This window comes from Duncaniella dubosii (assembly GCF_004803915.1).
Lineage (GTDB): Bacteria > Bacteroidota > Bacteroidia > Bacteroidales > Muribaculaceae > Duncaniella > Duncaniella dubosii.
In genome coordinates, this window is the sequence record NZ_CP039396.1 from 810078 (window position 1) to 825495 (window position 15418).

Consider the following 15418-nt stretch of genomic DNA (forward strand, 5'->3'; position numbering starts at 1 on the left):
TAACAAATATTGTGAAACGGCATCCAATCAGACCGCATGCTCCGGCGTGCGGTTTTATTTTTATAACTATCTTTTCAACTGAGTTCGGGAATAATTTGTTAAATTTGCATCGAATATCCTTTTCCCGAAAGGGACTATAAGGAAAGAGTCAAAAAAACAAACCGATTTTTCATGGCAGCTATCGACATAATCCTACTTCTAATCTTCATTCTGACAGCGTGGCTCGGTTTCCGTAAAGGCATCATCACGCAGATCGGATCAGTCGCAGCCATAATCGTCGCCATCATAGCCTGCCGCATGTTCGGCGCGACTGTCGAGGACATTCTCTTCGGCCAGAGACCCGAGTGGGATTCCGGATTTTCAAAATACGCAGTCTCGATAATCTCCAACGCGGTTATCTACATGGTGGCCTACTATGCGGTCATCCTTGTCTCACGGCTGCTCCACACACTGACTCACGTGGTGCTGCTTGCTCCGCTCGACCATATCGCTGGGGCGGCTTTCTCGGTCGCGAAATACGGACTGCTCGTCAGTCTGCTGCTCAATCTCTACATCGTAGTCTTTCCGCAGACATCGTTGCTCGCACAATCGCGGCTGGCAGACGGAAAGGCCGTGGAAGCCGTCATCGGCTTTGCCCCGTGGGTGCTCGACGCAATCAATCCTGTCAATGACAGGCAGGATGACGGAAAGCTCCCTGAAAATAATGACAAGGAGACGGACTCCCAACGGATTCCCGACACAAAAACGGTCTCCCAAGTTGTATATTGCGAATAATGAATCAAATGGAAACAAAAGATAAGAATAACGCCAACGAGAGCGAGAAGCTCATCAAAAGCGCGACATCTGATGAATATAAATACGGGTTCACTTCCGACATCGACACCGACATCATTCCCGTCGGACTCAACGAGGAAGTTGTCCGTCTCATATCGGCAAAAAAAGGTGAGCCGGAATGGCTTCTCGACTTCCGTCTGAAAGCGTTCCGCTATTGGGAGACCCTGAAGATGCCTGACTGGGCACACCTCAACATCCCGCCCATCGACTATCAGGCTATCAGCTACTATGCCGAACCGCGCTCAAAGGCCAGAGGGCCTGAAAGCCTCGATGAAGTAGACCCGCAGCTGCTCGACACCTTCAACCGCCTCGGCATACCGCTGCAGGAACAGAAGGCTCTCGCAGGTATGGCCGTCGATGCCGTGATGGACTCGGTGAGCGTCAAGACCACCCACCGCGAGAAACTCGCGGAGAAGGGCATTATATTCTGCTCTATTTCCGAAGCGGTCAAGGACTATCCCGACCTCGTAAAAAAATATCTCGGTTCAGTGGTCAGCTACCGCGACAACTTTTTCGCTGCCCTCAACTCGGCCGTGTTCTCCGACGGATCGTTTGTCTACATTCCCAAAGGAGTACGCTGCCCGATGGAGCTTTCGACCTATTTCCGCATCAACGCGGCTGGAACAGGCCAGTTTGAACGCACCCTGATTGTGGCCGACGACGATGCCTACGTGAGCTACCTCGAAGGCTGCACCGCACCGATGCGCGACGAAAACCAGCTCCATGCCGCTATCGTCGAAATCGTGGTGGAAGACCGTGCGGAAGTGAAATACTCAACCGTACAGAACTGGTATGCAGGCGATGCAGAAGGTCGCGGAGGTATCTACAACTTTGTGACCAAACGCGGACTCTGCCGTGGCGACCACTCGAAACTTTCGTGGACTCAGGTAGAGACAGGTTCGGCAATCACATGGAAATATCCCTCGTGTGTGCTCAAAGGCGATTACTCACGCGGCGAATTTTACTCCGTGGCAGTCACAAAGAACTATCAGCAGGCCGACACCGGCACAAAAATGATACATATCGGCAAAAATTCCACCTCGACCATCGTTTCGAAGGGTATCTCAGCAGGTCATTCACAGAACTCCTACAGAGGTCTGGTCAAAGTGGCCAAGGATGCCGACGGATGCCGAAACTACACTCAATGCGACTCACTGCTGATGGGCAGCAAATGTGGCGCGCACACCTTCCCCTACATCGACGTGCTCAACGACACAGCCATTGTCGAACACGAGGCCACGACTTCAAAAATATCAGAAGACCAGCTCTTCTACTGCAATCAGCGAGGAATACCGACCGAGGAAGCTATAGCGCTTATTGTCAACGGCTATGCGAAGGAAGTAATGAACAAACTTCCGATGGAGTTTGCAGTCGAGGCACAGAACCTGCTCCAGATAACACTTGAAGGCTCTGTCGGATGATGACTGAAAAGCAAACGACCGATATCAAAGCCACAGACAACACCCGGCAAATCCGCCCGGCGCTCTATCTCATACCCTCGACCATGAGCGATGCGCCGGTGAGCGACGTAATCCCCGACGGCAATATCACGATAATCCGTGGCATAAGGCACTTCGTAGTTGAAAACGTCCGCACTGTCAGACGTTTCCTCAAGCGCTGTGACCGCAACATCGACATCGACACACTGAGTTTCACCGTGCTCGACGAGCATACACGGCCGGAAGAAATACCCGCCATGCTCAGTCCCATTGCCGAAGGCCATCCCGTCGGTGTAATTTCCGAAGCCGGCTGTCCGGCTATCGCCGATCCGGGTGCCGACCTTGTGGCAATAGCCCAGACGAAAGGCTACGAGACAATACCACTCGTCGGTCCATCAAGCATTATTCTCTCGCTTATGGGCTCAGGTTTCAACGGACAGAGTTTCGCCTTTGTCGGATACCTGCCACACGAATCCAAAGCCCGCACGGCACGACTGCGCGAACTCGAACAACGGATACGCCGGGAGGGACAGACGCAGATTTTCATCGAGACTCCCTATCGCAACAACCGCCTCATCGCCGAGCTTGCCTCAACCCTGCCACCGGGGCTTAAACTCTGTGTCGCATCCGACATCACCGGCCCGCAGCAGAGCATCGTGACTCTACCGCTGTCAAAATGGGCAAAGCGGAAGTATGACTACGACAAGATTCCGACGATATTCCTGCTGAATTCGTAGAGGGCTTATCAGATTCAGACTGTCGGATGTCAGACTATCCGAAACAAAGAATACCACAACCACATAACACCCATATACTACTCATTGGCTAAATCACGCAAAATAACAGGCAGACGCATGCCGGGCCTTTTCGATCCGTTTGACGACAATACTATCGAAAACGGAGATTTCCGCATTATTCCCGACAAAAAGATGGAGGAAATAACGCGGGAAATCAGGCGTGAACAACAATCGGCAGGTGTGATTGACGAACTTCCGCCCTTGGCTGCCAATGAAAAGGTATATTTCATGAGCTTCGGAAGCGGAAGTTCCGGCAACTGTTCCTATATCGGAGACAGCCAGAACGGATTTCTAATCGACGCCGGCGTGGAAATAGCAAAAGTAATCGAAAGCCTTCGCCGCAACGGCATCTCGATGGACAGGGTCAAAGGGATATGCCTCACGCATGATCATGGCGACCACATCCGCGATGTCTACGGCCTTTTGCGACGCTACCGTCATCTTCGGGTCTACTGCACGCCAAAGACACTCAACGGCATCCTGCGCCGCCACAATGTGTCGCGACGTATCAAGGACTATCACGCTCCTATCTACAAGGAATTCCCGTTCCGTATAGGCAATTTCGAGATTACGGCGTTTGAAGTGATGCACGACGGAGCAGACAATTCAGGCTATTTCATCACCCACGGCGACATCCGCTTTGCCATCGCGACCGACCTCGGCTGCATCAGCGAACGTGTGAACCACTACATGCGCCAAGCAACACACATCGTCATCGAGGCCAACTATGATTTCCAGATGCTACGCGAAGGCCGCTACCCCGAATATCTTAAAGCCCGCATCGAGGCAGCCAACGGACATCTCGACAACCGGGTGACAGCCAGTTTTCTCGCCGACATCTACACGCCACAACTGCGCAATGTGTTCCTCTGTCATCTATCTCTCGACAACAACACTCCACACAAGGCTATCGACGCGGTTGAGAGGGCGCTCACGGCCGCCGGTGTCAGATATTTCGGCAACGGATTCAACTGTCTCAATGACGCAGACGCGCCCGAGCCACGCATCCACCTCGCCGCCCTGCCTCGCTTTGAAGCCTCTCCTCTCTATCCCTTGGAGCTTTAGACCATAACCATCCTCCACACTATGATAACACCTGCCGAATTTTACAAATCTCTCCCGGGCGACATCCCGCGATTATTCTCCGAATGGGGACAGTTTCTCTACAACAACGTGGAATTCAACATGCCCGACAGCCCTCTGCATGCAAAAGGCCATTGCGAACGGGTGTTGTTCCACGCGCTCTACATGGGTAACCGCGAGATGGGCGGACAGGACTCCGAGGCACTTGAGATACTCGCACATGCAGCGGTGTTTCATGACACCCGCCGGCTTGATGAATATCTGGACACTGGTCACGGTGCACGCGCATCGGTCTACTATAAGGATTTCTGCCGGAAACCGGACTGCGATATCACATTTCATCCCGAAGCAGCCTATCTGATGCGCTATCACGACCTCGATGACAAAGTCGGAATCGAAGCCATCCGCAAAGCATTCCCGGAAAATCATGAACGGGTCGAAAAACTCTATGCGATATTCAAGGATGCCGACGCACTTGACCGCTGGAGGCTCGGACGATGGGGACTTGATGAAAAATATCTACGGACTCCATCATCACACCTTTTGGTCGAGACCGCACGCCGTCTGGTAAACGAAACCATGTCGCCCGAAGTCCTTGACCACTACGACAGACTTGTCGACAGCATAATGCGCAATAAGAACAAGGATAACGCTTAACAGACAGAAACAGAAAAAACGACGTGGCAGCTGTTGGACTTTTCAACAGCTGCCACATCGTTTTTTAACAACAGGTATCTTTTACAGAAACAGACACGCGTCGCCGTATGACAGAAAGCGGAAACGCTGGTCGTCAAGGGCATAATCATAGATCGAACGCCAATCAGGACTGCCGGGACTGCCTTGCAGGAATGCCGAGACGAGAAGCAAGAGCGTGGAACGCGGCTGATGGAAGTTTGTCACCATTCCTTTGACCACCTTGTACCGATAGCCCGGGGCTATCATCAATCGAGTCGAAGCGACAAAGACAGACTCACCTGTTTCATCAAGATGCTTCAATATGGCCTTCATCGCGTCAGATACCGACAGTTGGGGATGGGAGGTATCGTATGGATACCACTGCGGAAGCACATCTGCCGGCAATCCTTTCGCGAGACGGCATCCGAGATGATAGAGACTTTCAAGAGTGCGTACCGAAGTCGTCCCGACGGCAATCACCCGACGTGAGGTTTCGGCAAGCTCGGCAATCAGCTCTCGGCCGACAGCTATGAACTCGCTGTGCATGTCATGTTCGCCTATGACATCGGATTTCACCGGCTGAAACGTCCCTGCGCCGACATGGAGCGTCAGCTCACGGCGAGGAATCCCGCGACGGTCTATGCCGGAAAGCACCTCAGGCGTGAAATGCAGTCCGGCCGTCGGAGCGGCGACCGACCCGTCGATATGAGAGAACACAGTCTGATAGTCGCGCGAGTCACTCTCCTCGGTCGAACGGTTGAGATAGGGAGGAATCGGAATCTCGCCTACGGCCGAGATGATGCGCGAGAATGTGACTGCCTCATTGTCCCATGAAAACTCGACGACCGACGTGTTGCCTTCGCGCGCGATACGGGTGGCCATGAGAGTCAGCCCCTCACCGTCAATCACGAGAGGCATGCGCAGAGGTTCGTTTTTCCAACGCTTGGAGTTGCCGACAAAACATGTCCACGAACAGCGCCCGGTCGATGCAAAGCTACAGGCGTAGTCAGCGGGAACTGACGGTTCGAGACAGAAAATCTCAATCAACGCACCGTCCGAAGCCTCACCCTTACGGAAGCGCAGACGTGCGTTGATTACGCGGGTATTGTTATAGACCAGCATTGAGTCAGCAGGCAGCAGCTCAGGCAACTCGCTGAAAATGCGGGTCGACACATTGCCGTCGCCATCCTTTACGAGCAACAGACAGGCATCACGCACGGCAAGCGGATGCTTGGCAATGCGTTCGTCGGGAAGAGGATAATCGAATTTATCTATTCGTATGTCGCGGATATTCATACATCAAGTTCTATAAGGTCGGCTATAGCCTTATGGGGATTGTCAGCGCCAAACACATAGCTTCCGGCAACCAGCACGTCAGCCCCGGCTTCAATGAGGGCGGGCGCTGTGGAGAGGTTGACACCACCGTCAATCTCGATGACAGTTTCCGAGCCTGTCTCCTCGATAAGAGCACGCAGCTCGCGCACCTTACGGAGAGTGTTTGGGATGAAGCTCTGACCGCCGAAGCCCGGGTTCACGCTCATGAGAAGCACCATGTCAAGTTCACGGATTATATCGCGCAGGAACATGACCGGTGTGGCCGGATTAAGAGTAACGGCCGGACGCATGCCGGCATCACGGATCGTGTGGATTACACGGTCGAGATGAGTGCATGCCTCCCAGTGCACATTCATTATCTCAGCACCGGCGTCACGCACCCGGTCGACATAACGACCCGGCTCGGCCACCATCATGTGGACATCCAGCGGCTTCTCGGCAATGGTACTTATCGCCTTGATGACCGGGAAACCGATAGTGATGTTGGGAACAAACATTCCATCCATCACATCAATGTGTATCATGGACGCACGACTCGTGTTGACCATGCTGACAGCTTCGCCGAGACGGGCGAAATCCGCTGAAAGAAGAGAAGGAGCTACTTGTATCATATCAACTCTTGATGTGCACTATAGATTAATTAATAGGAAGAAGCTGGTAGAAGGAAGAGAAATCAGACTGTCGGAGTCTGTTTGCTGGGCTTAAAGGCATTCCACAGGATGACACCTACGCAGATGATACCGATGCCGAGACCTATATATGTAAGGTAGTCGTTATATTCCTCGACTTTAGCATAGAGCTGGTCCTGCGGAACCATTTTCCCGAGCCAGTAGCCGAGAGCGCCAAGCACAACATTCCATGTAAGCGCTCCAAGCCCTGTGAAGATTATGAACTTACCGACATTCATACGGGCGAGTCCGGCCGGGATTGAAATCAGCTGACGCACTGCGGGAATCAGACGGCCGATAAAGGTCGAGGCCGCCCCGTGTTTGTCGAAATATTCCTCGGCATGGCGCACCTTGGCTTCATCTATCAGACAGGCATGACCGAAACGGCTGTTGGCAAACTTATAGACAATCGGACGTCCGATCCACACGGAAAGATAGTAGTTGATGAGCGCACCGATAATCGCACCGACAGTCGCAAGACCGACAACGGCAAAGATATCGACATCCCCTTTGGTGCATGCGAGATATGCAGCCGGAGGAACTATGACTTCCGAGGGGAATGGGATGAATGAGCTCTCGACAATCATAAATCCGAGCACAAGAAGATAGACAGTCGTCGGGTCGGCGACCAGAAACTTCGCCATGATTCCGGCAGGATCAAAGATTGCCAGAAGAGGGAGTAAATCAAACATTTTCTAAACAATTATATGTGTGAGTAACGCAAATAAGACATCTGAAGCAGATGATAAAAATAGATTACACTGCTATAATGAAGAAGAACCGCAAAGGGTTCACAATGCAAAATTACATATTTAATAAGTAATAACAATGGCTACCGATTAATCAGTAGCCATTTGTGTGCAAATTTGATTATTGCCGACTGCCCCAGTTCCTGCTATCGGACTTCACGTGTCAACCTCTCATATCAATCCCGCACGGATGAAAAGCTGCCTGTAGGCATCGGCCTTGGCCTCTACCGCAAGCGGATAGGCCCGCGATGTCGACGGCATGCGTGTGATTTCAAGCTCTCGTCCGTCAGCTTCCCATGTCACGTCGACCCATTCTCCGATTTTAGGGAGAGGCGACGATGTGAGCATCGCGACCACGCTTGCCGCTTTTTCGCCGGTGGTGGCGATAAAACGGCATTCCGGCATCTCGGCAAGCAATGCTCCGAGATTGACAGGCTCAACGATGTCAAGAAATTTGTCGGAGGCGTTGTCTTTGAGTCTTCTGACAGCAGCCCCCGTGTCGTGGAGGGCAATCCCCTTTTCGGTCAGGAACTTTCTGATGGATGCCTCGTCAAACGTCCCGTCGGACAGACGGAAATGATTCACATCTCCATAAAAGATTATTCCCATGATGCGCCAGAAGTCATTGGTCTTGTTGGGATAATAAAACTCCATTGACCATCGCAGAGGTTTCGGAGGGAAAGTTCCCATGATCAACACCCGCGCATCGTGCGGGATAAATGGCGGAAAGGGATGCCGCTCAACAGGTATATTGTCAGTCATAACAGCTCGGATGAGTTAAGTCGGATAGAAAATTTATTGAAGAAGTTTTGCTGCGAGCGCACAGGCTGCATCGCGGCATTGCTGCAGCTGAACGGCGGTGGCCGCCTGTTTGAACGCTATGGGTTCGGCTGCACTGACAGCTCCGATGCTTTCAATATATGAGTTCATAGCTCCGACTGCCTTCTGCCCCATGTGCAGGAACCGATCAGAAGCACATCCCGGTTTTTCACTCCGCGAGTGGCAATAGCCTCCATCACGTTGCGCACAGGCGGGAAAAGGGTATCGGAATATGTCGGAGCGGCAATCACCAGACCGCGGTGTCTGAAAATATCGCTTAACATAAAGCTCAGGTCTGAGACCGAGGCATTGTGAACATCTATCTCCCGGATTCCGGCTTCGGCAAGAACTTCGGCTGCGGTCTCGGCCATCAGCTCGGTGTTGCCATACATCGAACCATAGATAACCGTGACACCATTATCGAGCGGTTCATAAAGACTGAGCCGGTCATAAATCCCGACAACCTCTGAAATCCTGTCACGCCACACCGGGCCGTGGGTAGTACAGAGAGTCCTGACAGCCACATTGTCAAACTTTCTCAACGCTTTCTGCACGAACAAGCCATATTTGCCAACTATGCTGCTGTAATAGCGGACCATCTCGGGAAAATAGCGAGACGTATCCATATCGCTGTCAACCACAGCTCCTGCAAGAGCACCGAAACAGCCGAAAGCATCACCGGAAAACAATGTTTCCTCTTCCACAAAATAGGTCATCATCGTCTCAGGCCAGTGAACCATCGGAGTCAGTGTAAACCGTAGGTTCACATCCGCGCCAAGCGACAGCGTGTCCCCATCCTTGACAGCAAGAGTCTTGTCGGCCACACCATAGAAACCATTGACCATCGCAAGAGTCTGGGCATTACCGACGATGACGATATCAGGATAGGCATCACGCAGCATTTTTATCGCGCCCGAATGATCAGGCTCCATGTGGTTTATGATAAGATAATCGGGCTTGCGGTCACCGATAATGTCACGGATATGCTCAATCTGACGGAGGGCATAGCACGCCTCAACCCCATCGACTATCGCAGTCTTGTCAGCACCGGTGATAAGATACGAGTTATAGCTGACTCCATAAGGGAGAGGCCACATGGCCTCGAAGCGGGATGTCGTGCGGTCGTTTACACCTATATAATGTATGTGGTCTGAAATTCTGGAAACTTTCATCTGTCCAATCGCTTTTACAAGAAAAAATATTGTGTGTGTATTAACTGTAAATAAATAGTAAAGGCCACGGCAATGAGATGTAACCGCAGCCTTTATTCCTATAAAATTCTTCCGCAGGAAAGATATATTCCCGTAAAAGAAAAGTCTTATTCCTTGATACGCTCTACGTAAGAACCGTCGCGGGTATCGACACGCACCTTATCGCCGATGTTGCAGAAAAGGGGCACACGGATTTCAGCACCGGTCTCAAGAGTAGCGGGCTTGAGAGTATTGGTTGCGGTGTCACCCTTTATACCGGGTTCGGTGTATGTGATTTCAAGCACAACGCTGGTAGGCATCTCACAGGTAAGGATAGTTTCGGAAGCTGCGTGAACCATAGCTTCGCAGATGTCACCTTCCTTGAGGAACTGAACACCGTCGATGCTCTCGCCGGGAAGCGCTACCTGCTCGAAAGTTTCGGTGTGCATAAAGTTGTAGCCCATATCGTCACGGTAGAGATACTGGTAGGGACGACGCTCGATGCGCACTTCGTTAACCTTCACGCCAGAGTTCCAAGTCTTGTCGAGGACACGGCCTGTCTTGACGTTTTTAAGCTTTGTGCGGACGAAAGCAGGGCCTTTGCCGGGCTTTACGTGGAGGAATTCAACAATAAAGAAGTAGTTGCCGTCGATATCGAGGCACATACCGTTTTTAAAGTCTGCAGTAGTTGCCATGTGTTGTAGATGGTGTTGTTTTGATTAAGCGTAAAAAAATTTAAGGGTGGGCCGGAAGGTTACTTGCCGCATCCGTCACAACCGCAAGAGCTGTCGCCGCAGTCTGAGTCACCGCATCCGCCGCCGCAACATCCGCCGCCACAGGTGGGGTGAAGTTCTTCGGGCTTAGCGTCGCGGACAGTGACGACCTTGCCTTTGAAGCAGAGATCCTTGCCCACAAGAGGATGATTGAAGTCCATGACCACATGGTCGGGTGTAACTTCAAGCACCTTGCCGGTGATGCGGAATCCGTCGCCTGTCATCATTGGGATATAGGCGTCCTTCTTGATAGTCTCGGCATCAAACTTTCCGTCGACCATAAAGATGTCTTTGTCAAGACGGGCCACATCGTCGGGATTATAGGGGAAACCCTCTCCGGCAGCTACAGGAACGTCAAATGTCTGACCGGGTTCAAGCCCTTCGAGCGCACGCTCAAGCGGGAGAATGAGTCCTTTTGTCACTCCAAAGATAAAACGTTCGGGCTCTTCGTCGACAACGTTGTGGACAAGAGTTTCGGTCCCGTCAGGAGCGACTTCATAGAGATCATAGCTTATTTCGACATATTTGCCAGGGAGAATCTTTTCCATAATTATTTTAAGTTTTGTTTAGTCGGTTGAGAACTGAATCTATAAAATTCCTTACTCAGTCACTCCGGCCAGTTCAGGATCAATCATGATACGTCCGCAGTATTCACAGACGATGATTTTCTTGTGCATCTTGATTTCCATCTGCTTCTGCGGGGGAATGCGGTTGAAGCATCCGCCACAGGCGTTACGCTGGATGTAGACAACGCCGAGACCGTTGCGGGCATTCTTGCGGATACGCTTGAAAGCTGTGAGAGTGCGTGTGTCAATCTTAGGTTCGATTTCCTTTGCGTTAAGACGCAGACGCTCTTCGTCTTTCTTGGTCTCTGACACGATTTCTTCAAGCTGGTGACGCTTGTCGACAAGGATGTGGTTGCGGTCGGAAAGCGATTCCTCAGCCGCAGCGATGTCGGCTGTCTTGTTTTCAATCTCGCGGGCATACTGGTTGATGCGCTTTTCCGAGAGCTGGATTTCGAGAGTCTGGAATTCTATCTCCTTTGATAACAAATCAAACTCACGATTGTTGCGCACGTTGTCAAGCTGCTGCTTGTAGGTCGCAATCTGAGCCTGAGCCTGCTCGATGTTGTTTTTCTCCTTGGCCGACTTGAGGCGCAGGTCCTCGATTTCGGCATGGAACTTATCGATGCGGGTGTGGAGACCCTCGATGTGGTCTTCGAGGTCACGCACTTCCTCCGGGAGCTCGCCGCGGATGGTCTTGATGCGGTCAATCTCGGAAAGGATAGTCTGGAGCTCGTAGAGGGCGCGGAGGCGCTGCTCAACTGACAATGACTGTTCGGATTTATTTTGGTCTATCGCCATATATGTATATATGTAGAATTTTTATAATTCTTCTTTCAGACGTAGCACACCGGATTGTGTTCGGCGTGCGATTGCCGGACTGCAAAGGTAGGAAATTTTTCTGAAATTATGGCCGAAAAAATTGACTTAGTGCATATTTCGCTTTCAAAATGCCCGGTATCGACCATAAGAATAGCCCTTCCGTGGTCGACAAAGTCGTGATAGCGGGTGTCGGAAGTTATATATGCGTCAGCTCCCGCAGCAATCGCATCGCCGATGAACTCGCCGCCCGAACCGCTGCAAAGAGCTACTCGCCTGATTTCTTTCAGCCCGGCCGGCCCTTCAGAACGGCGCACGACCGGCGCACCGTAGACCTCCTTGACACGGGCGATGAACCCGTCGACCGACATCGGCGACGGATATTCCCCTACTATGCCAAGACCGGTATCAGTGCTTCCCGGCTGCGGCGCAAGCACGCGCATTGACTCAAGGCCGAGCATGACACCGAGCTTGCGCGACACACCGTGGCTCGCAGAATCGAGCGCGGTGTGCGACGAATAGACGGCTATACCTGCCTTTATAGCAGAAATCACCGCGCGCTCCACGGGGGAAGCGCCGGTGATCTGTCTGAGTCCTTTGAATATCAACGGATGATGTGAGACAATCAGATTGCACCCTTCGGCCTCCGCCTCAGCCACCACATCGGGAGTGACATCGAGACAGAGCATAGCGCCGGTGCATGGCGCGTCGGGCGATAGCGGACAAAGCTGCCAGCCTGTATTGTCCCACTTCTCCTGAAGACCCGGAGATGCGAAGTCTTCAATGCAGCCGACTATTTCGGCAAGCGTCACGGATTGCTTCGCGCTCATGGTCGTGGTTTATTTCTTTTCGTCGGAAAGATCGATGCGGATGCTTAGCTCTTCGAGCTGAGATTCGTCGATGGCCGACGGGGCATCAATCATCATGTCGCGCCCGGAATTGTTCTTCGGGAATGCAATCACGTCGCGGATCGAATCGAGTCCGGCAAGGATGCTGACGAAACGGTCGAATCCGAAGGCAAGACCTCCGTGGGGGGGCGCACCAAACTTGAAGGCGTTCATCAGGAAGCCGAACTTATATTGTGCGTCCTCTTCGGTGAGACCGAGCAGACGGAACATCTTGTCCTGAAGTTCAGCCTCGTGGATACGGATTGAACCGCCGCCCAGCTCGTTGCCGTTGACAACCATGTCGTAGGCAGTCGCACGCACAGCGCCGGTATCGCTGTCAAGGAGATGTATATCTTCGGGGTTCGGAGAGGTGAAGGGATGGTGCATCGCATAGTAGCGCTGAGTCTCTTCGTCCCATTCGAAGAGGGGGAAGTCAATGACCCAGAGACACGAGAACTTCTGCGGGTCGCGGAGTCCGAGACGTGAACCCATCTCAAGACGGAGTTCGCAGAGCTGCTTGCGGGTCTTCATTGTCGGGCCGGCAAGAATCAGGATAAGGTCACCTGCCTTTGCGCCGCAACGGTCGGCCCATGCGCGGAGTTCGTCTTCGGTGTAGAATTTCGATACTGACGATTTGATCGAGCCGTCGGCCTCTACTTGACCCACATCATGCCTTTGGCACCAATCTGCGGACGTTTAACGAAATCGGTCAGCTGGTCGAGCTGCTTGCGGGTGTAGTCGGCACAGCCGGGTGCTACGATAGCGCCGACATACTCGGCATCATCAAGCACGGCGAAGCCCTTGCCTCCGGTGAGATCCTTGATTTCGACAAACTCCATGCCGAAGCGGGTGTCGGGCTTGTCAGAACCATAGAGACGCATAGCGTCGGCCCATGTCATGCGAGGGAACGGATCGGTGAAATCAATATCCTTGACATATTTGAAAATATGCTTTACAAGTCCTTCAAACATATTGAGCACATCTTCCTGATCGACAAACGACATCTCGCAGTCAATCTGGGTGAACTCAGGCTGACGGTCGGCGCGGAGGTCTTCGTCGCGGAAACATTTCACAATCTGGAAGTAACGGTCGAAACCGCTGACCATCAGAAGCTGCTTGAAAGTCTGTGGCGACTGTGGAAGAGCGTAGAACTCACCGGGATTCATGCGCGAGGGAACAACGAAGTCGCGCGCACCCTCGGGAGTAGACTTGATGAGCACCGGGGTCTCCACCTCAAGGAAGCCCTTGGAGTCGAGGTAGCGACGGATTTCAAAAGCCATGCGGTGGCGGAGTTCGAGATTCGCTCGCACGCAGTTGCGACGAAGGTCGAGATAGCGGTATTTCATGCGGAGGTCGTCGCCGCCGTCAGTGTCGTCCTCGATTGTGAAAGGGGGCACTTCGCTGCGGTTAAGCACCTTCAGCTCCGATGCGATGATTTCGATGTCGCCTGTCGGGAGATTCGGGTTCTTGCTGGTGCGCTCGGCAACCTTGCCTTTAACCTGAACCACAAACTCACGTCCGAGATGATTGGCTGCCTCACAGAGAGCAGCATCATTTTCGATGTTAAACACCACCTGAGTAATACCGTAGCGGTCACGCACGTCTACAAAGGTCATACCACCCATCTTGCGGGCGCGCTGCACCCAGCCGGCGAGGGTCACTTCCTGACCCGCATCGCTGAGTCGGAGTTCGCCGCATGTTTTCGTTCTATACATAGCAGAACTGGTTCTATTTAGATATATTTAATCCGGATTGGTTAATTTTTCAAGCACACGATAGGCAACAGCCTGAAGCCAACGGCACTTCAATGTGCAAAATTACAAAGAATCAGATAGAAAATCAAAAAAAAATCATTCCACCGGACAAATTTAGACCCTCAGCCTGATATTGGCTACAAATTCAACGTTTTCATGTTCAAAAGCCACAATCTGGATAAATTTATTGAATATTATGGATAATTTTGCAGCCGGAATACATTTTAGAATAACTCACGCCTTATGTCAATCACGGACAAGAAGCCGATTATCAGCGCAGAAGATATATTCAGGAGGTACTACAGACCTCTGTGTCTCTACGCGCTCCGCTATCTCCGCAGTCCTGAAAATTCAGAAGACGTGGTGCAGGACTGCCTGACTGATTTCCTCGAACGCAGAGACGACGGTCATGATGTGGCTGACGTGAAGTCATATCTTTTCATGATGGTGAGAAACCGCAGCCTTGATATGCTTCGACGGGCCAGCCTCATCGACAGTTCGGCGACCGACGAGGAATTCGATGATATAATCGATGAAGATGACCGCGAGGAAGCGGCCTTTATTGAAGCACGGCTATGGACTGCCATCGACTCACTGCCGGAAAAATGTCGCGAAGTGCTGCTGATGAGCAAGCGCGACGGACTCAAATATGAAGAAATAGCCGAAGAGATGGGCATTTCGGTCAATACCGTGAAAAATCAGATAAGCAAAGCTCTTAAAGCACTCAAAGAGGGCTGCCATCGGGTCTACATGTTCTTTTTCGGTTAACCGGCACAAGAAAGAAAACGGCAAAAGAAATCTAATTTACAACAACTTACAATATTCATGCAAAAATTTTCACTTTTGCATAGTAGTTTTTTCAGCATTTCTCTGTCATAGGGTAAAACAACAGTGTAAAATATGGACAGAGAAAACAGACATCTTAGATTCGTACTCAAGTATTACGCACCCGGACGTTTCGACACCAAAGCGCTCTGCGCGCCTATCGCGCAGACCATCCGGCCGGATTCAGATTAAGATTACTGAACCGCTT

14 protein-coding genes and 2 pseudogenes are annotated in these 15418 nt (G+C 51.8%); 6 read left to right on the forward strand and 10 right to left on the reverse strand.

What is annotated here, in order from left to right; genetic code table 11:
• The first annotated feature begins 171 nt into the window (after positions 1-171).
• From E7747_RS03550 to E7747_RS03570, 5 genes are all read left to right on the forward strand, one after another.
• Positions 172-774, forward strand: coding sequence for a CvpA family protein (locus E7747_RS03550; protein WP_123614031.1), 603 nt, complete (start codon positions 172-174; stop codon positions 772-774).
• A gap of 8 nt (positions 775-782) precedes the next feature.
• The gene (gene sufB, locus E7747_RS03555) at positions 783-2255 is read left to right on the forward strand and encodes a Fe-S cluster assembly protein SufB (protein WP_123614202.1); all 1473 of its coding nucleotides are present in this window, start codon (positions 783-785) and stop codon (positions 2253-2255) included.
• Positions 2255-3010, forward strand: coding sequence for an SAM-dependent methyltransferase (locus E7747_RS03560; RefSeq protein ID WP_370275933.1), 756 nt, complete (start codon positions 2255-2257; stop codon positions 3008-3010). The genes sufB and E7747_RS03560 overlap by 1 nt, the downstream gene beginning before the upstream one ends.
• An 84-nt stretch (positions 3011-3094) precedes the next feature.
• On the forward strand, positions 3095-4135 hold the full coding sequence (locus E7747_RS03565; protein WP_136414151.1) for an MBL fold metallo-hydrolase: 1041 nt from the start codon (positions 3095-3097) through the stop codon (positions 4133-4135).
• A gap of 21 nt (positions 4136-4156) precedes the next feature.
• Positions 4157-4810 (forward strand): hypothetical protein, encoded by a 654-nt coding sequence (locus E7747_RS03570; RefSeq protein WP_136414153.1) that lies wholly within the window; start codon positions 4157-4159, stop codon positions 4808-4810.
• 81 nt (positions 4811-4891) lie between these two features.
• Here E7747_RS03570 and E7747_RS03575 read toward each other — a convergent pair whose 3' ends face one another.
• The 10 genes and pseudogenes from E7747_RS03575 to aspS all read right to left on the reverse strand — a co-directional run bounded on the left by E7747_RS03575 (position 4892) and on the right by aspS (position 14346).
• Complete coding sequence (locus E7747_RS03575) at positions 4892-6124, reverse strand: S-adenosylmethionine:tRNA ribosyltransferase-isomerase (protein WP_123614028.1); 1233 nt, start codon at positions 6122-6124, stop codon at positions 4892-4894.
• Positions 6121-6774: a ribulose-phosphate 3-epimerase gene (gene rpe, locus E7747_RS03580; RefSeq protein ID WP_136414155.1), complete on the reverse strand. Its 654-nt coding sequence runs from the start codon at positions 6772-6774 to the stop codon at positions 6121-6123. The genes E7747_RS03575 and rpe overlap by 4 nt, the downstream gene beginning before the upstream one ends.
• A gap of 62 nt (positions 6775-6836) precedes the next feature.
• Positions 6837-7475: a DedA family protein gene (locus tag E7747_RS03585; protein WP_136417015.1), complete on the reverse strand. Its 639-nt coding sequence runs from the start codon at positions 7473-7475 to the stop codon at positions 6837-6839.
• A gap of 276 nt (positions 7476-7751) precedes the next feature.
• Positions 7752-8270, reverse strand: coding sequence for a uracil-DNA glycosylase family protein (locus E7747_RS03590; protein WP_228449238.1), 519 nt, complete (start codon positions 8268-8270; stop codon positions 7752-7754).
• A 105-nt stretch (positions 8271-8375) separates the two neighbouring features.
• Positions 8376-9571: pseudogene (locus tag E7747_RS03595) on the reverse strand (FprA family A-type flavoprotein).
• A gap of 146 nt (positions 9572-9717) precedes the next feature.
• Entirely contained in the window at positions 9718-10284 is a 567-nt protein-coding gene (efp, locus tag E7747_RS03600; RefSeq protein WP_123614025.1) for an elongation factor P, read from the reverse strand.
• Between the two features lie 59 nt (positions 10285-10343).
• Complete coding sequence (locus tag E7747_RS03605) at positions 10344-10910, reverse strand: FKBP-type peptidyl-prolyl cis-trans isomerase (RefSeq protein ID WP_136414157.1); 567 nt, start codon at positions 10908-10910, stop codon at positions 10344-10346.
• Positions 10911-10961: 51 nt separating this feature from the next.
• Positions 10962-11726: a zinc ribbon domain-containing protein gene (locus tag E7747_RS03610; RefSeq protein ID WP_123614023.1), complete on the reverse strand. Its 765-nt coding sequence runs from the start codon at positions 11724-11726 to the stop codon at positions 10962-10964.
• Between the two features lie 35 nt (positions 11727-11761).
• Complete coding sequence (locus E7747_RS03615; protein ID WP_123614022.1) at positions 11762-12574, reverse strand: Nif3-like dinuclear metal center hexameric protein; 813 nt, start codon at positions 12572-12574, stop codon at positions 11762-11764.
• Positions 12575-12583: 9 nt separating this feature from the next.
• Positions 12584-14346: pseudogene (aspS, locus tag E7747_RS03620) on the reverse strand (aspartate--tRNA ligase).
• A 282-nt stretch (positions 14347-14628) separates the two neighbouring features.
• Here aspS and E7747_RS03625 point away from each other — a divergent pair.
• Positions 14629-15153: an RNA polymerase sigma-70 factor gene (locus E7747_RS03625; protein WP_136414159.1), complete on the forward strand. Its 525-nt coding sequence runs from the start codon at positions 14629-14631 to the stop codon at positions 15151-15153.
• Positions 15154-15418: the final 265 nt, after the last annotated feature.